This is a genomic window from Paenibacillus sp. FSL K6-4396, assembly GCF_038002525.1.
Classification (GTDB): domain Bacteria; phylum Bacillota; class Bacilli; order Paenibacillales; family Paenibacillaceae; genus Paenibacillus; species Paenibacillus amylolyticus_B.
In genome coordinates, this window is sequence record NZ_JBBOCR010000001.1 from 5,204,875 (window position 1) to 5,225,764 (window position 20,890).

Annotated in this window: 14 protein-coding genes; 4 read left to right on the forward strand and 10 right to left on the reverse strand. The window is 46.7% G+C overall.

Going from position 1 to position 20,890, the window contains the following annotated elements; translation table 11 throughout:
* Positions 1-139 precede the first annotated feature (139 nt).
* Positions 140-859 (forward strand): SDR family NAD(P)-dependent oxidoreductase, encoded by a 720-nt coding sequence (locus tag MHB85_RS22860; RefSeq protein WP_341073745.1) that lies wholly within the window; start codon positions 140-142, stop codon positions 857-859.
* 79 nt (positions 860-938) lie between these two features.
* Here MHB85_RS22860 and MHB85_RS22865 read toward each other — a convergent pair whose 3' ends face one another.
* A complete protein-coding gene (locus MHB85_RS22865) occupies positions 939-1,967 on the reverse strand; it encodes a hypothetical protein (protein WP_341073747.1) in 1,029 nt (342 codons plus the stop codon).
* Between the two features lie 258 nt (positions 1,968-2,225).
* Here MHB85_RS22865 and MHB85_RS22870 point away from each other — a divergent pair, with 258 nt between their 5' ends.
* Positions 2,226-4,301, forward strand: a complete 2,076-nt coding sequence (locus MHB85_RS22870) for a methyl-accepting chemotaxis protein (RefSeq protein WP_179198420.1) — start codon at positions 2,226-2,228, stop codon at positions 4,299-4,301.
* A gap of 94 nt (positions 4,302-4,395) precedes the next feature.
* On the forward strand, positions 4,396-5,568 hold the full coding sequence (locus tag MHB85_RS22875; RefSeq protein ID WP_105599843.1) for an aminotransferase class I/II-fold pyridoxal phosphate-dependent enzyme: 1,173 nt from the start codon (positions 4,396-4,398) through the stop codon (positions 5,566-5,568).
* Positions 5,569-5,853: 285 nt separating this feature from the next.
* Here the strand turns inward: MHB85_RS22875 and MHB85_RS22880 are convergent, their stop codons facing one another.
* The 9 genes from MHB85_RS22880 to hcp form a co-directional block, all read right to left on the reverse strand.
* The gene (locus MHB85_RS22880; protein WP_341073748.1) at positions 5,854-7,902 is read right to left on the reverse strand and encodes an iron ABC transporter permease; all 2,049 of its coding nucleotides are present in this window, start codon (positions 7,900-7,902) and stop codon (positions 5,854-5,856) included.
* Positions 7,899-8,900, reverse strand: a complete 1,002-nt coding sequence (locus tag MHB85_RS22885; protein ID WP_091013657.1) for an ABC transporter substrate-binding protein — start codon at positions 8,898-8,900, stop codon at positions 7,899-7,901. The genes MHB85_RS22880 and MHB85_RS22885 overlap by 4 nt, the downstream gene beginning before the upstream one ends.
* A gap of 181 nt (positions 8,901-9,081) precedes the next feature.
* Positions 9,082-9,624, reverse strand: a complete 543-nt coding sequence (locus tag MHB85_RS22890; protein ID WP_341073750.1) for a CueP family metal-binding protein — start codon at positions 9,622-9,624, stop codon at positions 9,082-9,084.
* A 313-nt stretch (positions 9,625-9,937) separates the two neighbouring features.
* Positions 9,938-10,609 carry a collagen-like protein gene (locus tag MHB85_RS22895; RefSeq protein ID WP_341073751.1) on the reverse strand — a complete coding sequence of 224 codons (672 nt, stop codon included), beginning with the start codon at positions 10,607-10,609 and terminating at the stop codon, positions 9,938-9,940.
* Positions 10,610-10,960: 351 nt separating this feature from the next.
* Positions 10,961-11,980: an NAD(P)/FAD-dependent oxidoreductase gene (locus MHB85_RS22900; protein WP_341074267.1), complete on the reverse strand. Its 1,020-nt coding sequence runs from the start codon at positions 11,978-11,980 to the stop codon at positions 10,961-10,963.
* Positions 11,981-11,986: 6 nt separating this feature from the next.
* Positions 11,987-13,003, reverse strand: a complete 1,017-nt coding sequence (locus MHB85_RS22905) for an ABC transporter substrate-binding protein (protein WP_341073753.1) — start codon at positions 13,001-13,003, stop codon at positions 11,987-11,989.
* Between the two features lie 102 nt (positions 13,004-13,105).
* Positions 13,106-14,731, reverse strand: coding sequence for a helix-turn-helix domain-containing protein (locus MHB85_RS22910; protein ID WP_341073754.1), 1,626 nt, complete (start codon positions 14,729-14,731; stop codon positions 13,106-13,108).
* A gap of 228 nt (positions 14,732-14,959) precedes the next feature.
* Positions 14,960-16,369, reverse strand: a complete 1,410-nt coding sequence (locus tag MHB85_RS22915) for a PTS transporter subunit EIIC (RefSeq protein ID WP_341073755.1) — start codon at positions 16,367-16,369, stop codon at positions 14,960-14,962.
* Positions 16,370-16,626: 257 nt separating this feature from the next.
* Positions 16,627-17,919: a hydroxylamine reductase gene (gene hcp / locus MHB85_RS22920; RefSeq protein WP_076328178.1), complete on the reverse strand. Its 1,293-nt coding sequence runs from the start codon at positions 17,917-17,919 to the stop codon at positions 16,627-16,629.
* A 311-nt stretch (positions 17,920-18,230) separates the two neighbouring features.
* Here hcp and MHB85_RS22925 point away from each other — a divergent pair, with 311 nt between their 5' ends.
* Entirely contained in the window at positions 18,231-20,882 is a 2,652-nt protein-coding gene (locus MHB85_RS22925) for a cation-translocating P-type ATPase (protein ID WP_341073756.1), read from the forward strand.
* Positions 20,883-20,890 lie beyond the last annotated feature (8 nt).

The window sequence follows — 20,890 nt, forward strand, 5'->3', positions numbered from 1 at the left end:
TCTTGCGGGACAGAGGTGGTTTTTCTATGCCAAGGATGAAGCATATCTCATTCAAACTTCATGTTCCATACATAACCTCTGTAGTAAGATATAGATTAATGTATATTCACTACATTCTAATCGATAAGGAGGACTTCATTTGAAAAATATAATTGTCTTCGGGGCGAGCAAAGGATTGGGTGACGCGTTCGTTAGAGGCGTGCCACAGTCCGGTGATAAAGTCTGGGTGGTCTCCCGCAGCAAGCCGGAAAGTCTGAACGTGGAGGATGGCGTTCAGCGAATATGGATTCAAGCAGATCTTTCCGAACTTCAAGCCGCGGACCATATTGCCAACCAGCTTCAAGGCGAGACGTTGGATGTGCTTATTTATAACGTGGGGATCTGGGAGAAGGAAGGATTTGAAGAGCACTATACGTTTGATCGGGATGAACCCGCAGATATCAGTCAGCTAATTCATGTGAATGTGACCTCAACGATTGTATGTATACAGGCTTTACTGCCTCATCTTCGCCAGTCAGAGGCAGGCAAGATCATCCTGATCGGTTCAACAGCCGGTTTGAGCAATGCAGGCAACAGCCAGGTTTCATTTGTCGCCTCCAAATTTGCCATACGGGGTGTTACGGAAGCTTTAAGAGAGCATACGAGAGAGGACCGCATCGCGGTGACATGTATTAACCCGGGAGAACTGGCGGCAGAGATTCCTTATGAAGACGGAATGGAACGTGCACTCGCCGAGTATGATGGGACCCGCATTCCCCTCCAGGATATGGTCTCCATCGTTCGATGTATCATCAGCTTGTCCAAAGCGGCCTGCGTGAAAGAGATCAACATACCCGCATTAACGGATACGAACACCTAGATAGCAATGACATCTACACGCCTCAATCGGTCGGTTCACCGGAGTGCGCTCTGTATACACACGATGGACAGACGCCCGTTTACATTAATACATGCGATAAGTGCGCAATACCTATAGAATTCAGGCGTTCATGCTCAGGGATATTTTCATATAACAAATTCGACTTTCCTGCCTTGGCCAGGTGATCACGCATAGCGGCAATCCGTCCTTTGTTCACATCAATATAACGAAAATCGATTTGGCGCAAATGCTCCAGCCCGGTCAGTCCAGCAAATGAATCCGCCTTGAGCGCCGTATTCATCTCTTTTAGTTCAATAGATTCCAAAGTGCCGGCTGTCCATAGATGTTCGGTATCCCGCAACGATTTCATATAGTCCAGTTCGAGCTGTCTGAGGCAGGTCATCTGGGAAAAGTCGCATAACTGCTCCAACTTGGGCAAGGACAGATGCAGATATTCCAGCCCGCGCATCTGTTCGAGTCCCTGAATGCTTGTCAGTTTGCGAACAGAGCTGAGCTTCAACATCGAGATGGTCGACTGTGTCAATACATCCAATCTCCCTTTTAACTCACAGTGATCCAGGGATAGATACTGAAGCATGGGCAGTTCCGCTAACACATCAGCACTTTCGACCGTGCAGTTCAGAATGAGCGTATGCAATTGGAGGCATGCCGCAATGGAAGCAAATCCGTTGAATTTGCCACGCAGTTCAAGAAAGGTCAATCGTTTGTAGTGTTTAATAAAATCGAGCCCAGTCGCCTTTGCAGGTGAATTCAATCTTAGAAACTGCAGTTGCTCCATCGCACCCAGTATCGTCAAATCCTGTGCCTGCGAAAGATCAAGCTGCAAGGCAGACACATGTTTCAACTGTGCCAGTCGCCCCAAAAATCCGGATGAATATACCCCTTTAGGGTCCGTATGTGATATATGTAGGATCAGATCCGGCCGGGCAAAGAATACTTTGGCATCGAGCTCGGCAAGGTCCTCGTATGTATCCGCGTCAACGCGAAAATGAACCGTTGCTCTGCGACGCAACAGATGTACCGCCTGGTGCATCTTTTCGGCATTCCATGGAACCCCCTGTATTGATGCATGCCATAACTCACTCACAGATAATCCCCCTTTTCCACCCATAGTTCCAATTCATTCCATTATAAACAAGATCGCCTGGATGAACCACCACCGATCCCCGTTTTTTCATTCCTTTCCTCTTTTTTCGTTTCTTCCCTTTCATCCTTCTCATACTCATGCCTTTTCTTTAAGTTGCTTTCAGGATTATTCGACAGAAATCTACATAAAACTATAGATCATACCGACATATAACTTAGGCGTTTTGAGCTTTTTAATAATCATCTGGGGAGATGGAATATGTCGAACATGTTAAACAAGTGGGGGAAAACGGGAGCACGGACATCCAGTATGGCAAATACGTTGTCCATTGTGCTGCTCGTCATTATCGTAGTTGTCTTTGCCGTGCTGGGAACATTTATGTTTGCAAGTACAAGAAACATTCTGGTGAAACAGCAGGAATCCATGCTCCAGACCAAGACACAAGCCATTGTTAGTGAATTTGATGCACTATTCAAGGAAAAGGGCGCACTGGTCAAGCAAATGTCCACCAACACATTATTTCAGCAATACATAGAAACAACAGCATCTGCTGCGGATGCGAAAAGTTCAACCTACGCTGCGGAGACACAGGCAACACTCGCCGCTATCGTTAAGGCAGAGCCATCGTTTGCCGATGCCTGGGTCGCCGGTCTGGATGGAAAAGGATTTTGGATTCAAAATGATGGTGTCGTATCTGCACCGGACTTCGATATCCAGTCGCGTCCATACTACAAGCCGGTTACCACCGCAGACGGACTTTATTTCTCCGATCCGTACATTGATATTGCAGCAGGCAATGTACTTATGGGTATCTTTTATCCGATCAAAGACGACAACAACAACACGATCGGCTTTGCCGCAGCGGATATTGCATTTAAGGATATTCCGGCGATTATGGAGAGTTATTCCCTTGGAAGCACGGGCTATTCCATGTTGCTGTCCAAGAGCGGGGAAATTCTGTACCATCCGGATCAAGAGAAGGTTTTGAAGGAGAACATCCTGGACAGTACGGGGGACATGGGGGACATTGGCAAGAAAATGCTTGCAGGTGAAAACGGCGTACAGCTTATGAACGACAATGGGGAGCGTCGTTATATCGGCTACGCTACCAGCAAGGATACGGGATGGTCCGTTGGTCTGACCATATCCGAAGAAGAAGTTCTCGCGGAATTAAAAACGTTCACGTGGATTACGCTTGGCGGTTTTGCTGCAGCTACCCTTCTACTTGTGATTATCTGTTACATTACCCTTCGCCGTCTGTTACGCTCCATACCACAGCTGCTGGCTAAGATTAAACAGATTGAACAAGGTGATCTGACTGTCCAACTGGATATCAAATCTAATAATGAAATTGGACAAATCGCTACAGGCTTGAATTCCATGGTACAGAAAATTCAGGTCATGCTGCAAATGGTCGGCAGCTCGGCGCAAATCCTGAACCAGTCGTCGAATGATCTGCAAGCCATCTCCTCTCGAACAGCTGTGACCATGAATGACACATCAACAGCCATCAACGAGATTGCTAATGCAACGAATTATCAGTCCATCGAAACGGAAAATATTTTACGAAAAACAGGCTCTTTATCCAGCCAAATCGATGAAATTGCTACCGATGCGCAGGCTATGGGATCGGTCGTGCAGACATCTGCTGATCAGAGCAGCCAAGGACTTGCGGTCGTGGAACAATTATCGAAATGGTCCGAGGAAAACCATCAGTCCACCCAAGCAATGTCCTCTATTATCCAGGAGATTGACCTGAGTCGGAATGAAATATCCAGTTTTGTGGATACAGTCAAACAGATTGCCTCTCAGACGAACCTGCTCGCTCTGAATGCCTCCATTGAGGCTGCACGTGCTGGCGAACATGGAAGAGGATTTGCCGTCGTTGCCGAGGAGGTCCGCAAACTTGCAGAACAGACGGCTCAGGCAACAGAGGAAATCAACAAAAAGGTGAATGTTATTGAAGAGAAAACAACCCTTTCGGTTGAACATACCATGCGCGGTATGAAGATTGCGGAGGAGAATGCCAAATCCGTAGAAGATACCAAACATGTATTCTTTAGTATTAACAAAGACCTGAAAGATCTGCAGCAACGTATGATGCAGATTACCACTAATACCGCCAATGTACACAAACACAAAGATGAGATATTCCAGGCACTGGAGATTATCTCCTCCACCACAGAGGAGAATTCGGCATCAACGGAAGAAGTAAGCGCCAGCACGCAAGATCAGCTGGATAGTATCGAACAGGTAGCTGATCTGTCGAAACAGTTGAACCAGCTATCTGGCAAACTGCAAGACGAACTAAGCCAGTTTAAAGTAAAGTCATGATCTGCAAGCTTTCACCTGCTCTTCTCTTTTAGTCGCTGTCCATTTATTATTAATGAATATGCGTACGAAGAGGATTGGAGGCTGAATCATCATCATGAACTTTGCTAAACGAATGGATCATTTCAATGAAGGAATTTTCACCCGGTTGCTGGAGATCAAACGCCGCAGACTGGAGAACGGGCAGCCCGTTATTGATCTCAGTGTGGGTACGCCGAATATCCCACCTGCGCAGCATATTATAACTGCACTATGCGAGGCCGCTGCAGATCCGGCTAATTATATATATGCTGTGAATGATCAGAGTGAGTTGCTGCAAGCTACAAGCGATTGGTACAAGCAGCGTTATCAGGTCGAGTTAGACCCGGCAACACAGATCTGTTCCTTGCTCGGTTCACAGGAAGGACTGGCACATATATCCCTCTCCATTGTCGATGAAGGTGATCTGGTGCTCGTCCCTGACCCCTGCTATCCCGTCTTTGCGGATGGACCGTTACTGGCAGGTGCAGAACTGTATTATATGCCGCAAAAAGAAGAAAACGGGTATGTTATTCAGCTTCAGGATATACCGGAAGATATCGCTCAACGAGCAAAATTCATGCTGGTCTCCTATCCCAACAATCCGACAACCGCGATGGCACCGGATCAGTTCTATCTTGACCTGATTGCCTTTGCGAAGAAGTATGATATTATCGTGCTCCACGATAACGCGTACAGCGAACTCGTATTTGACGGAAAGTCATGTGGAAGCTTCCTTGCGTTCCCTGGCGCCATGGACGTCGGTGTGGAATTCAATTCCCTGTCCAAAACGTACGGACTGGCAGGAGCTCGAATCGGCTTCTGTGTGGGCAATACAACCATGGTCTCCATGCTGAAAAAGCTAAAATCCAATATGGATTACGGGATGTTCCTACCGATCCAAAAAGCAGCAATTGCCGCCATTACCGGTGATCAATCGGAGGTTGAACGGGTCAGAGCTATATATGAACAGCGTAGAGACATCCTCTGTGAGGGCTTCAGCCAACTCGGTTGGCCTATTGCCAAACCGGAAGCTACCATGTTTGTCTGGAGTCGCATTCCGGCTCACTACGACAGCTCAGAGCAATTTGCCATGGATCTGGTCACACATGCGGGTGTCATTGCAACCCCAGGTAGTGCCTTTGGTCCTTCAGGCGAAGGTTACGTTCGATTCGCGCTTGTTCAGGATGTTGAAGTACTGCAGCAAGCTGTGGAATCTGTCAATCACAGCGGGATACTGAAAACCAGCTAACAGGAACATCGTTAGCATGCGCTCAACCATCAATCCCCTCAAGGTCTACAGGGAGTATGAGCTTCACGTTTGATAACGTGATCTCTGCTTCTTGTAAACCTGAGGGGATTTTGTCATTTGGTGCAGGACCAGACATTCAATGGATAATGCTACTTGTGTTGTGCCTTCTAGGGTCCGACAAACCATCGATGAGGACCGGTTAAACGGATTTTTAAGCTGGTAGCTAAATGTTGAAAAGGCATAGCAAAAAGCCTGCTCGGGGAGCAGGCTTCCGGTTTCAACCATTTATACAGACTTTCGCCAGTTAGAACGATACATGAGATACAGGAAGTACGGTGTTCCAATGATCGCAATGAGTATGCCTGATGGAATCTCTGTCGGTGCCATGACGGTTCTGCCGATGGTATCAGCGAGCACCAGCATGACTGCACCCGCTAATGCGGATAGGAACATGGATCGTCTTAACTTATTCCCCGTCAGTAGCCGTACCATATGTGGTGCAATCAGGCCGATAAAACCAACGGTTCCTACGCAAGCAACAGCACCTGCTGCAAGTAATACACCAACTGTCATGGCTAATAATCGTGTACGACGTACTCCGAGACCAAGCCCGGATGCACTATTGTCGTCAAATACCAGCAATTCGAATCTGCGTGCCAGCCACCAAGCCACCGGTACCAGAATAACTAAAAATAATCCGATAACCCTCACCTGTTCCCAGGTACGAGCATAGGTGCTTCCTGTCAGCCAGATATATCCGCTGCTACCGTATACTGCACCACGGACAATCAGAATCTGAATACCTGCTCCAGCAATGGCAGACATCGCGATCCCCAGTAACACAACCGCCGAAGGGTTCAGTCCTTTCTTCCAGGCGAGGGAGAACACCACCACTGCAGCAATGGCTGCACCGATGATTGCCGCAATTGGCAGCAAGTATATCGGAAGACCCGGCCATAAGATGATGACCATCATCGCTCCAAGCCCTGCACCTGAGGACACACCAACAATTGAAGCATCTGCCAGCGGGTTACGTACCGCCATCTGAATAAGCACACCACTAATTGCCAGTGCAGCTCCTGCACCTGCGGCAACAAGTGTACGCGGAATCCGAAGCTGAATTAGCGCGGAGAACAGTCCATCCGATTGGAACAGACTTGGTAACCAATCGGCCAGCGGAATTCGCATACCGCCAAACATCGTACTGAGCAAGATAAGCATCACCGTTATGACTGAGAATAATACAGCCATCGGGCCAAATGCAAAGCGACGCGCAGCTCCTCCTGTGCTCATTGAAGTAGACATGCCTGATCCGTTCGCAGCCTTCATGCGTGTAAGAACAAGCCAGATGAGCCACGGTGCACCAATAATCGCCATAACGGCACCCGTTGGCAGTTCCATGCTGGAGTTATGCACCATCTTGGCTAGGACATCTGCTCCAACCAGGAGCGCTGCGCCCCATATGAACACACCAGGTAAAAGTAATCGGTTAGAACGTACACCACTCAATCGAACCAGATGAGGTGCAACCAGTCCCACGAACCCAATCGGTCCGATTACACTGACAATCACGGCAGCCAGCAATACAGCAAGAATTAACCCTACTGCACGAGCCAATGTAACCTTTTGTCCCAAGGAAGAAGCCGTTGATTCATCCAGCTCCAGCATATCCCACTGTCTGGACAGGATTAACGTGAGAAGGGTAATCCCAACCACCCAAGGCAAAGCATAAAACACACCACTCCAGTCATTCTGGACAAGTGTTCCGGAGCCCCAAAGGAACAATCCTTGTGTCTCCATGGAGAAAAAAATATGTAATGCACTTGTAAATGAACCAAGCACCATTGATACAATCATACCGGACAACGCAAGTCGGACCGGGCTTGATGTTCGTCCGCCGCCCATGAAATAAGCCGCAAATGCTGCCAGCAAACCACCTAGTGCTGCGAAAAGAAAAGGCGACTGACTTAATAGACCTGGAAAAGCGATAGCTCCCAGTACCACCACAAAGTACGCTCCTGCATTAATGCCCAGTGTATCCGAAGCAGCCAATGGATTACGCGTAATCGTCTGAAGCAAAGCGCCCGCAACAGCCAATGCACCGCCTGCAAGAATACCAATCACCGTACGCGGCATCCGCAAATCCCAGACCATATTATGCTCTAATGAATCCTGTCTGCCTGTGAGCGAGTCCCAAACGACATGCAAAGGAATGGATGCCTCTCCATAAATTAGACTTACAAAAAAAAGCACGATGAGAGCGGTCAAACCGCCCCCATATATGCTTATTGTGCGCCAATTCATCGTTGGCTTGGATCTTTGAACCGAACTCATTTGGTAATCGCCTCAACAACACCGTCAACCAATACTTTGGAGGAGATCGGTCCACCAAAAGTCCATGTGGTGCTGGCCAGTTGATAGGTGCGTTTGTCCTTCACGAAGTTCAGTCCGTTCCAAACTGAGTTATCTTTCATGGCTGTGCCAAAAACGTCATCGTCTGGTTGAGTGATATAAATGAAGTTACTGTCCTTAACAGCGGTCAACGACTCAATTCCTACTGTCGAGAAGCCGTAGTTTTCCAGTTTGTCCGGCTTCCAATCGTTCACCAGACCAATTTTGTCCAATGTACCGATAACGACCGAATTATCCGTAAACATACGCAGGCTGACTGCATTTTGATACGTGAATGCTTGAGTCAGTGCAAAGTTGAAATTTTCTTTACCTGCAGCAGCCAGTTTTTCTTTGGCTTCCACATAGTGCTGATCGAGATCACTAAGAACTTGCTTAGCCTTGTCTTCTTTACCAAGAGCTGTTGCAATGGTATTAAAGATCTCTGTCATTTTGTCATAATTATAGCCATCGCCATCATACGGATCGAATTCAATGGTTGGTGCGATAGCATTAAGCTGATCGTAGACCGCATTATTATTATCTGCGTTAGCAATGATCAGATCCGGCTTCAATGCAGCAATAGCTTCCAGATTCGGCTCACCGCGTGTTCCGATATCCGTTACACTATCATCCAGTGCTGCTTCGGATGTTACCCACACTTTATAGTTAGCATTATCTGCATTACCTACTGGCTGAACCCCCAGGGCAACAACATCTTCCGTATATGTCCATTCAAGCGTAACAACACGTTCTGCTGGCTTGTCCAGCTTAAGTTCTCCACGTTTATGCTTCACGGTAACAGGACCTGCTGTCTCCTCAGCTGGAGCACTGCCCGAATTAGTACCTTGACTTGTGTCTGTTGTAGTCGTGGTTTTACCACAACCCGCCAAAACCAGCACAAATGCCAGCATGATCAACAGTCCGTTTAACCCTTTTTTCATATCTTTATCTCCCCTGTTTATATGTATTTATATGATAACAATTATCATTATCACTATTGGATTATGCCGTAGGAATGGATTTTTGTCAATGAAAAGTACCTTATTCCAACTCTTTTATGAAATAAAAAAGGAAAAGGATAGCTCAACGGCCATCCTTCCCTTCGATTGCTGTCTGTTTACATTAACTCAACTGCATCGTAGTGATGCATGTATTATCATTTTCGTATGTAGACAATTGCGTTTCTGCAACCTTTCCATCTCGAACAATACGAATCAGATAGGTTCTGTCTCTTGGAACCCAAAAATCCATAAATCCGTTTGCACCAGACTTCATCACTTCATCTTTCATAAACGTGTTGCCTTGAGAATCGTGAATGGTAACACTGAATTCCTTATTGCTCATTTCCCCCTGACAACCGGTCAAGCTATGAATTGCACAGGGATGGGTCTGGTCCACATAGGGTGCAATGGAAAGGAAAAATTCGTTCTCAGGCAAATCATATGTAATGGTTTTTTCATCTTGATCGGTGACGATTAACTGTTTGGCATTAATGGAGGCAGATTCCGGTTTCTCTTTTCCTGTGCTGATATCTTCCACCAATTTTCGGATGTTGGGCGCATTGGCTGTACCCGCCTCTTCCTTGCCCGTATTGCTTGCAAACAAATAGGTTCCGATTACAATCACAACTGCAACACTTGCAATGATCCACATTTGTTTTTTCATTTGGAGTCCATCTCCTCGTCCGTTTTCATTAAGTATAATGGAGAACGAAGCAATATGGACTTATACAACAAACAATTCACCAGATTATCACATTATTGGTACGAATCTTTTCGCATCATAGTTGATTGGTTCGAATGGTAGGCTGGGCTCTGGAAACGCAGAGAGCAGCGGTGAAGTCTATGCGCTTCATCGTCCCGCCACTCTCCAGTGCCTACTAGTTCAGACTATCTTGCTGGATAAATAGACTTATTGACTGGATAAAAGACATAAACTTTTATTTTTATGCTGACATAGACTATATTGAGAATCGGAATTAAGGAGTCAGTTTTAGAATGGTCATAGTGGTATTTAGATTGTTATGCAACTGTGCAGGAGTTGCATTCGCATTTACCAGCTGGATCGTCGTCGGAACCGTTGTTACTGTAATAATTACTTCAGCAGAGATAGGTCCACCTCCATTACCTGTGAAAGGCACAGGAGTTATGGGCGTTCCGTTTACCGTGAGGTTGAAAGCTGCATCGCCCTGATTATGAATGCTAAAAGAGATCAAGTAACTTCCTGTTTCATTGATTGTTATCGTGGAGGACGGCGGCACGAAAGTGAATGCACCTCCAACATTAGCCAAAACCCCGGTTAAAGTTATTGGTGAGTTGCCAGGTACTGTGTCTGTGCCTGTGCCAGGATCTGCTCGGAAAACACTTAGGAAATCGGATATTCCAGCCCCAACTGGACCGGCCGGACCTGTTGCTCCTGTTGCTCCTGCTGGACCTACTGGACCCACTGCTCCGAGCGCCCCTGCTGGCCCGACTGGCCCTACTGGACCCACTGCTCCGAGCGCGCCTGCTGGCCCGACTGGCCCTTGTATACCCGGAATCCCTTGCAGTCCTTGTGGTCCCGGTATCCCTTGAGCGCCAGTTGCCCCTTTTGGACCTATCGGTCCTATTGGTCCAGAAATTCCTTGAGCGCCTTGCGGTGCATTAACCACAACCTTAGGTCTAACCTTTACCACCTTAACCTTAACGCGACAATGCATGCTTTGTTTAAATTTACGTCTACAAATGCGTTTTCCATGACGATTTAACAATCAACTCACCTCCGTGATATTTCTCCACATACTATGTGTATCCATCACGAGGGGCATAGACTATTAACTATAAATTAGAAAATTATAGTGCCTATAATGAGTAAATTGGTCTATGAATCCAGTCTATAACATAAATGCATAGACCAATTTTCAATATAATATGCAGATAAAAAAGCCAGTCGAACACGAGATAATCTCGATGTTAGACTGGCTTTTGCTATGCTTATCCCTTTCACACAGGTTCTTCTTATTTTACAATAGTGCTTTGTTCTTCTCATAGAACCGGGCGTTGTGGGAAGAGACACCCGCCATATCAGACGCGTCAGGTTCCAGATACGTCTTGGCACTGTTGACTGCGAGCACCGCATCGTTAAAAGCACCAGCGATCAGCCTGACTTTGCTTCCATAGGTGATGAAATCACCTGCTCCGAATATGCCTGGAATGTTGGTACGCATGCGCTGATCAACGGATACGCCGTAATCTTCACGCGCTAGCCCCCATTGCACGAGGTTACCAAAATCACGATCATACCCATGGCTTACAACAACTTCATCCACTTCAACATGTGTGATCTCACCGGTTTCTACATGGGCTAGCTCGACACGATCGATTTTGTCACCTGTACCGTGTAAGCGTGAGATGCTAAATGGCGTCATGACGCTCGCTTGAGCTTTCATCTGAGCAACTGGCGACTCGTGTCCGGTAAACTCATGACGTCTGTGTGCTACCGTAACTTCACTTGCGATCTTGCCCATTTCATTCGCCCAGTCGACTGCGGAATCGCCGCCACCCGAGATCAGAACACGCTTCCCTGCAAATCGAGATAGATCAGTTACGGTATAGTGCAGATTCGTCAGCTCATACCGATTGGCACCCTCGACATCCAGCTTCTGCACCTGAGTCATACCTCTGCCCGCACATAACAGGATGGTACGTGTGTAATGACGCTCGCCTGTTTTGGAAATGAGTACAAATACACCATCCTCACGTCGTTCCAGCTCGGCAATTTCCTGACCAAACACAATCGTTGGATCGAACGTTCTCGCTTGTCTCTCCAGCGATTCAATCAGCTTCTCGCAGCGAATCGGATCAATCCCGCCCACATCCCAGATCAACTTCTCGGGGTACGTACGCATGAATCCACCCAGTTCCTGCTTGGCTTCGATGATCTTGGTGCGCATGGCTCTCATACCACTATAAAATGAGGCATACATGCCAGCTGGCCCACCACCAATGATCGTAATATCGTAGATATCCAATTGTGTCTCCATCTTCATCTATGGCACCAACTTTTCAACAACATAGTCCATCAATTTTACAGAGCCAATCGGACCCACACCTGATACGAATTGACTTGTTTTCAATGGAAAGACATGATCATTCTTCACAGCCTCCAGATTCGACCACACCTGGCTTGCTTTCAGATCTTCCATAGATTTCTTCGTGTCATAACCTACGAGGGTTCTGTCTTCTAGGAAAATATAATCCGGATTCATCTCAGGCAAGAATTCCAGTGAGAACTGGCTAAACCAATCTGTAGAATCTTTAATAGCTTCAGGACTATTCAGACCCAGGATATCATAGAAGAAAACACTGCTGCTTCCACCTTTGGGACCCATGAAACGGTAACGATTGTGCTCAACCCGGAGAACCAATACGGTCTTGTCTCCAAGGGCTGCTGCAATTTTCTCTTTCGCTTGTGAGGCTTTCTCGTCGAATTCAGCCAGTATTTTGGCAGATTCTTCGGTTTTATCGAATATGGCAGCCAACTTCGGCATGGCACGTTTCATTTCACTGTTGGCATCCAGTGCAACTGTAGGAGCGATTTTGGATAACTCGTCATATACGCCCTGTTCCATACCTTCCCCCGCTGTAAGGATCATATCCGGTGACAGCGCCAGCAACTGCTCATAGTTATATTGGTATTGCTCCACTTCGATGACCTGAACGCCATGTTCTTTCAAATAAGCAGGACGGTATTCCGCTTCAACTTCGGGAGTTAACAAAACCATTTGGGGTGTAACCCCCATCTCAATCAGATACTCGGCATAGATCGAATCAAACACAATTAAATTTTGAGGATGGGCAGGAATCGTTACTTCCCCAAACTGATCCTTCACCACCTTAGTCCCACTTTCAGTCGCTGTTTCTTCCGCAGTACTCGCTGCTCCTTCAGTTGGAGTACCTGCTGTTCCAGCTGTAGCGTTCTCTTCAGTAGTTCCACCGGAACATGCCGCCAGCATCATACTGATCACCAACAGCATGATGCCCAACCCTTTAAATCTTCGTAACATGATATACTTCGCCCCTTATGTATATTGATAATGATAATTATTATCAAATAGTATCAAATAAGAAGTGTTGCTTCCATAGCATATCGTGCGTATTCCGTTGGATTATTGTGCTCTCTCATGAAGAGGTTCCGTAAGATGGCGAATGATCTGATTGAGAATCAGAGTGTGTCCCGTAATTCCGTGGCCGTCTACCCACAGGTGAGTATCTACGTAAAATACCCGATTATTTTTCACAGCCTTCAGGTCATTCCATTGTGGACTCTCCCATAGTTTCCTCAAATTCTCTTCAGCACTAAAGTGCTGCATGATCCGCTTCTCCACAAACAAATAATCGGGATTGGCTTGTGTGAGCAGGGCCAGCGAACAAGGATTAAACCAAGCTGCACCTGAATTAAGTGCTTGCGGCAGTGTTAATCCAAGCTGTTCATATAACAAGTGTGATACCCCGTGTGAATGCCCACCCAGATATCGATAACCAAACGCTTCTACCCTTAGCAACATGACAGTGGACGCGGATTGGATGATGGGTTGCAACTGTCGCTTAGCTACGCTGACTTCGTGTTTCATCTGCTGATGCAGTTTAAAAGCCTCATCTTCTTTATAAAACCAGGCTGCCAATTGATCGAGCATTGGTTCTACATCTTGATGAAGTCCGGTTAGAATCGGTGCAATTGTGCGCAGCCCCCTTTTGACCTCTTCCGTCAATACGTTTCCTATCAATATCTCCGGTTGAACTTGTCGAACAAGTTCTATCTCCACCTCATACTGTGTTACCTCCAGCATCTCTACTCCATACGATGTAAATTGTTCATGGTGATGTGGCGACAACAGGATCGGGGTGACCACTACGGCATGGGGGATGACACCCAGATGAATCATAATTTCTGCACAGATTGGAGAAAGTGATACGATCTTGCGCTGCGTCATCGTCTGCCTATATATCTTAGGTGATACGCCAGTCAGTTGTTTGAAGCGTCGGCTAAAATAATGAGCATCTTCAAAACCAGATTTTTTGGCAATATCCTGTGAGGTTGCAGCTGTTAATATCAATTCTTCCTGCGCACGGTAGATCCGGTAGTGTGCCAGATAATCCAGAGGTGGCTTACCATATCGCTCGCTAAATTTGCGGGAGTAATGCCATGGACTGATTCCGGCAATCTGAGCTAACTGTGTTCGTGTAATGACCTGATCATAATGTTGCTGCATGTAGTCAATGGAGCGAAGTATAGCGTGTTCTGGCTTTAACTCGTCATCTGGCTGTTTCCGATAAAGATTACTTAACAACTCATATAACAAATGCTGATGGCCAACCCTTCCTGCACTCTGGTCCTGTGAATGCACTTCACTCCAATGCTGAATGATACTTGCCAAACCTCCACCGGGCAGTTGAACTTTCTGATACGCCTCTCCTGACGGTAACTGCCATTCGAACTTCTCAGCTTCCCGTCTATCATGCAGCACCGAATATGTATCGAACTGAACATGCCAGCCTGCCAGATCCAGGTTGCCACCTTCAATGACCTCCATTACGGAGTTCTCTTCAAGCGCAATTAATTCTCCATAGGAGACGTGAACTCGGTTTCCATTTATATTCCAGATCGCTTTTCCATCAATAATAAATATCAAGGTGTGACTGAAAAAGTGATGCAGCTCGCCTTTCGTTATCCATGCGTTGCTTAGTGCATTCGTTGACTTCCATTGAGCAATCCATTCCATGTTGTCAGACATAGGTTATCCTTTCAAAGGGATTAGTAATCCAGATTTATAGGTTTCACTATATCAAAATACATGACAACTCCATAACCAACAAGCTATGGCTTGAATAAAATGGTGGACAGCTACTGGGCATTTCATACTAGTATTATTCAGATACAAAAACAACAAAAGGCCCGTGCTATCAGGCACAGGCTCTTTATTACAACTTAAATGCTACTTCTCAATGCTACGTTTTACGTATTACTCAATGCTGGATTTTGGTGACCCCTGTCCCCGTTTCTGTCCTTTTCCTGCCATCCAATACGTCAGTCCACCTGCCACACCGAAAGCAATGACTACACCGATGCAAGTGTGTAACAGATTCAGGCTGCCCTCTTCGCTGAAGAGCGGGAGGCTGACCAAGCTCGGATTCCCAACGATAGCGAATGCCTTGACAGATAACAACCCAAAATACAGTCCACCCGCAGCTCCACCCAGTAATGCCGCATAGAAGAAGGATCTCTTTCTCATGTTGACTGCATACAATGCAGGCTCTACCACTCCAAGGAGGGCTGTTCCCGTTGCCCAGAAAGCAACTCTTTTGGAAGCTGACTCTTTCGAACGCAAAGCGGTTGCGAGCGCGGCCCCCGCTTGTCCTACAATCGCCACTAATATAGCAGGAATCACCATGGAAGAACCATTCATGAGCATATCATTCATGATGATGGCAATCAGCCAGTAGTGTAATCCCATAATTAACATCAGCGAGAAGACCGCTCCCAGTAACATCACCGACAACACTGGAGCATTAGCTACTAGTGAATCCAATGCCTGTGGCAGATATTCATCAATCCAGGTACCGACTGGACCAAGTATCATCAATACTAGCGGAACAACAATCAGTAACGTCAGGAATGGAGCAAACATCCCTTTGGAGAATTTTGGACTCCATCGTTCAACGACTCTTTCCAAGAAGGCGGCTGCACAGATCGTGAGAATGACCCAGATGGGCGTAGAGTAAAAAGCAGGCTGGGACACAAGTGGCACACCCAGGAAATGCACCTCTTTTTCCCCTGACATCAGCATCGTCATCTCCGGATAAAACATGAGTCCGCCAATAGATGCTGCAACATAGATATTGCTCTTCAACCGATAAGCTGTGCTGATTGCTACCAATACAGGCAGTACATAAAATACACTGTCTCCAATGATCCTGAATATCGTAAAGGTCTGGCTGTCCATCAATGCGGAAGAATCCGCAGAACTGTACGTATCCATTAACGCTATAATGGCGACTACAATTTTAATAACAGCGGCTCCGAGAATCGCAGGCATCAAGGGCCTGAATACATCGGAAACAAAATGTAAGATCGAGAATCTGTTCTTCTTCACGTGTCCCGCTTCCTGCAACGCTGTCCCTGTCGAATCCCAGGCGTCCATACCCAGTAACGCATTGTAGATCAGGGAAGATTCATCTCTTATTGTCAGATGACACTGCTCACCTGTTACCTGAATATCTGCTACAACATATGTGGAGGCAAGAACCGACATGTTCAATTGTGTATTGTCCTTCAGTACCAGTGTCGTTGTCCCCTTATCATGTTCTACGAGCTTGATGTTCTCCTTGCCACCTGCGAGTTTCAACCAATCTTCAATCAGTGTGTTATGCATTATGTACAATCTCCTCATGTTACGGTAAACCCGTGTTTTGTGATGTGTTATGATCTAATCTGCCTCTATCTATATACACATTTCCATGAAAAAACTTCAATAGGATAAAAAAACTAATTTCCCTGACATTGCATGTTCATTTATACAAGGTATATGGACCTATGAAGGTCGAAAAAGCAAAAAAGCCTACTCTTATGTAGGCTCTTATCCATCTTTACTTATGAGTCATACTCTACGTGTAAATATACATCCTCATCCTATGACAGTGCCAACATCGCGTTCATATCTTCTTCTGCTGTTGTAATTAACTTCAGACCAAACATATCCACGAGTACATCCAAGACACCTTCCGATATGAACTCAGGCGGTTTTGGTCCAATGCGAATGTCCTGAATACCGAGGCTGAACAGGCCAAGCAGGATCGCAACAGCTTTTTGCTCAAACCAGGACAGCACAATGCTGACAGGTAACTCATTTACAGTACAGCCAAAAGCATCCGCTAAAGCCATTGCAATTTTCACCGTAGAACCGGAATTATTGCATTGACCCAGATCAATATAACGCGGTATACCCGTGTCTCCAACCGTACCATAATCCACATCGTTGAAGCGGAACTTACCACAGGATGTCGTAAGGATTACAGTATCATTCGGCAAGGATGTCGCGAGTTCACGATAGTAGTTGCCACCTTTGCCTGGCGCATCACAACCGGCAATAACGAAGAATCGACGGATATGACCGTCTTTCACCGCTTGAATAATCTCGGGCGCAAGCCCAATCACCGTCTCATGATGGTATCCTGTCGTTAAGACTTGCTCCGATTGTACATTAGCCGCAGGCAGTGACAATGCACGTTCAATCAGCGGTGAGAAGTCATCATCCATAATCTTGGCAACCCCCTCCAGACCCGCCACTTCGTATGAGAAAAAGCGGTCTGCATAGGTGCCTTTAATCGGCATAACACAGTTGGTTGTTGCAAGAATAGCACCCGGGAATTGTTCAAACAGTCTGCGCTGATCGTACCATGCTTTACCGATATTACCCTTGAGATGGGCATATTTCTTCAGCGCCGGATAACCGTGCGCAGGCAACATTTCCGAGTGGGTATAGATGTTGATTCCTTTCCCTTCGGTTTGACGTAACAACTCCTCCAATGCATACAGATTATGCCCTGTCACCACGATGCACTGTCCTTCGATCTGGTTCTGGCTAACCGTAATCGGTTGCGGTACACCAAAGCGGTCCGTATGCGCACGATCCAGCACATCCATAATGCGGATGGCTGCATTACCTACCTTCATCGCCATCTCCAGATGTTCCTGTACATTAAAATTCGAGTTCGTTAATGTCATATATAATGCCTCATGTGTAATCCGATCCACCTCAGGATCATGATATCCCAACTGGCGTGCATGTGTCGCATAAGCAGCGATACCTTTTAACGCAAAAATCATCGTATCCTGCAAACTTGCGATTGTTTCGTTTTTGCCGCATACCCCTACCACGGTACACCCGCCACTCGGCGTCTGTTCGCACTGATAACAAAACATATGATTCCCCTCCAAACTTAGATTAAAACGCAGTTCGTTATGTAATAGCGTAACAGACCCTGATATGAGCTAGTGTGATGGTGCACACAGTATTTAATCTAAATCTATATTGGTTTTCTAAACCATCATGCAAACTGGAAATAATAATATTCGAAAAAAGGCATATCTCGGATCATTATGAAAAATACTGTGTACAGCTAAAAATCATATATAATCCATAATCTTAAAAAAATACGGAAATGAAACGATTCTAGATTTTGCCCGTAAGGGTAATACACAGAGAGAAATCTACTATTCAAGGAGCTGGTCAATTGCAACATTATAGACACAGTGCGGAGGAAACCCTTCAGGATGTACAGAGTTCCTCCAAGGGACTCACAACCTCCGAAGCTGCCAAGAGACTTGAAACGGAAGGATATAACGAGTTAAAAGGGAAAGGTGCAACACCTGTCTGGAAATTGTTCCTCGAAAATTTCAAAGATCCGATGGTCATCGTGCTGCTGATTGCAGCCGCGGTACAGGTTGTACTTGGACACCTGATTGAATCGTTGATCATATTCCTGGTTATATTGCTCAACGCGGTAATCAGCGTAGTTCAGACCAAAAAAGCCGAGAGTTCGCTTGACGCGCTGAAACAAATGTCTGCACCCGAAGCCAAAGTCATTCGTGACGGGCAGAAAAAAACCATGCCGGCGAGGGAACTCGTTCCCGGTGATATTGTTATGCTGGATGCAGGTGATTATGTCCCGGCAGACGGGCGTATCCTGGAATCAGGAAGTCTGAAAATCAACGAAGGCATGCTGACCGGAGAATCCGAAGCTGCGGAAAAACACGCCGATACCATCCCGGATGAAGCTCCAATCGGAGATCGTCGCAATATGGCCTTCAGTGGCTCACTGGTCGTATATGGACGAGGCATGCTTGTTATTACAGGTACGGCTCTCAAGACGGAAATTGGTAAAATTGCCGAACTGATCGAAAATGCCGAAGCCAAGAACACACCGTTACAGCGCAAGTTGGAATCATTCAGCAAAAAACTGGGCTTTTTCATCCTGGGGTTGTCGATTCTCATCTTTGGTATTGAAGCCGGTCGTGTATGGTTGACCGAAGGTACGGAGAATATCGGGCCATCCATCGTAAATGCACTGATGTTTGCCGTAGCTGTTGCGGTTGCTGCCATTCCTGAGGCACTTTCCTCCATTGTGACGATCGTATTGTCACTCGGAACGAATAAGATGGCCAAACAACATGCGATTATTCGCAGACTGCCTGCCGTTGAGGCGCTCGGTTCTGCCAGTATCATCTGTACGGATAAAACAGGAACACTAACTCAGAATAAGATGACTGTCGTTGATTATTACATTCCCCATGGTACCAAGGACGAATTCCCCGATGATCCCGATCAGTGGTCGGAAGAGGAACGACGTCTGTTACATATTGCAGTGCTCTGCAATGATTCGAATATTAACCAGGAAGGCAAGGAACTGGGTGATCCAACCGAAGTGGCTCTCATTGCCTTCAGCAACCGGGTGAACAAGGATTACAATGAAATCCGTGACCAGTTCCCGCGTGAAGCTGAGCTTCCTTTTGACTCGGATCGAAAACTCATGAGTACGGTGCATACCTTCGAGGGACAGACGGCTTTGCTGACCAAAGGTGGACCGGATGTGCTGTTCAGTCGCTGTAGTCATGTATTTATCAACGGTGAGGTTCAGCCCCTCACACCCGAGATTCGCACACAGTTTGAAGAAAAAAATGAGGCCTTCTCCAAACGTGCCTTCCGCGTACTGGCCTATGCGTACAAAAAATTTGATGACAAAAACCAGGTCACTATTGATGACGAACATGATCTGACACTTGTTGGTCTGACAGCGATGATTGATCCACCGCGTGAAGCGGTATACGGGTCGATTGAAGAGTCCAAAAAAGCGGGCATTCGCACCATCATGATCACCGGAGATCACAAAACGACGGCTCAGGCGATCGGTGTGGATATCGGCCTTGCCGAACCGGATGATCTCGCCATTACCGGCGCCGAACTGGACAAAATGTCTGATGAAGAGCTGGATCAACAACTCGAACACATCTCGGTATACGCCAGAGTATCACCTGAGAATAAAATCCGGATCGTGCGTGCATGGCAACGCAAAGGCAAGGTTGCAGCGATGACCGGAGACGGAGTTAATGACGCACCAGCGCTAAAACAGGCTGACATCGGCGTAGCGATGGGTAGCGGAACGGATGTCGCCAAGGATGCGGCTGCCATGATTCTGACGGATGATAACTTTGTCTCCATTGTAAATGCGGTCAGTGTTGGGCGGATGGTATTTGATAACATCAAAAAAGCCATCGCTTACCTGTTCGCCGGTAACCTCGGCGCCATTATCGCCATTTTGTTTGCCTTGATCGTCGGCTGGGTTAATCCGTTTACGGCCCTTCAGCTGCTGTTCATCAATCTGGTGAACGACTCCCTGCCTGCCATTGCTTTGGGTACAGAGAAACCAGAGCCAGATGTCATGCGGCGTAAACCACGTGATATTAACGAGGGTATCTTCGCAGGTGGAACCCTGCAGGCTGTGATTACACGTGGTGTCCTGATTGGTGCAGCTGTTATTGTGTCTCAATATATTGGACTTGGTATTTCGGAGGAAATCAGTGTAGCTATGGCCTTCACAACCCTGATTCTGGCACGCAGTCTGCAAACATTTGCAGCACGTTCCAACACACAGACGATCTTCCAGGTGGGTTTTATGACCAATAAATTCGTGCTTGGCTCCATCCTGGTATGTCTCTGTCTCTATGCAATTACACTGATTCCAGGTGTTCGCGGCGTCTTCGCCATCCCGGATACATTCGGCTGGAATGAGTTCCTGATTGCAGGCGGACTTGCTCTTGTCGCTGTCATACTGATGGATGTCATCAAGTGGATTCGCAATCGTGGCAAACAAGTTACTGCGGCATAAGATCTGCA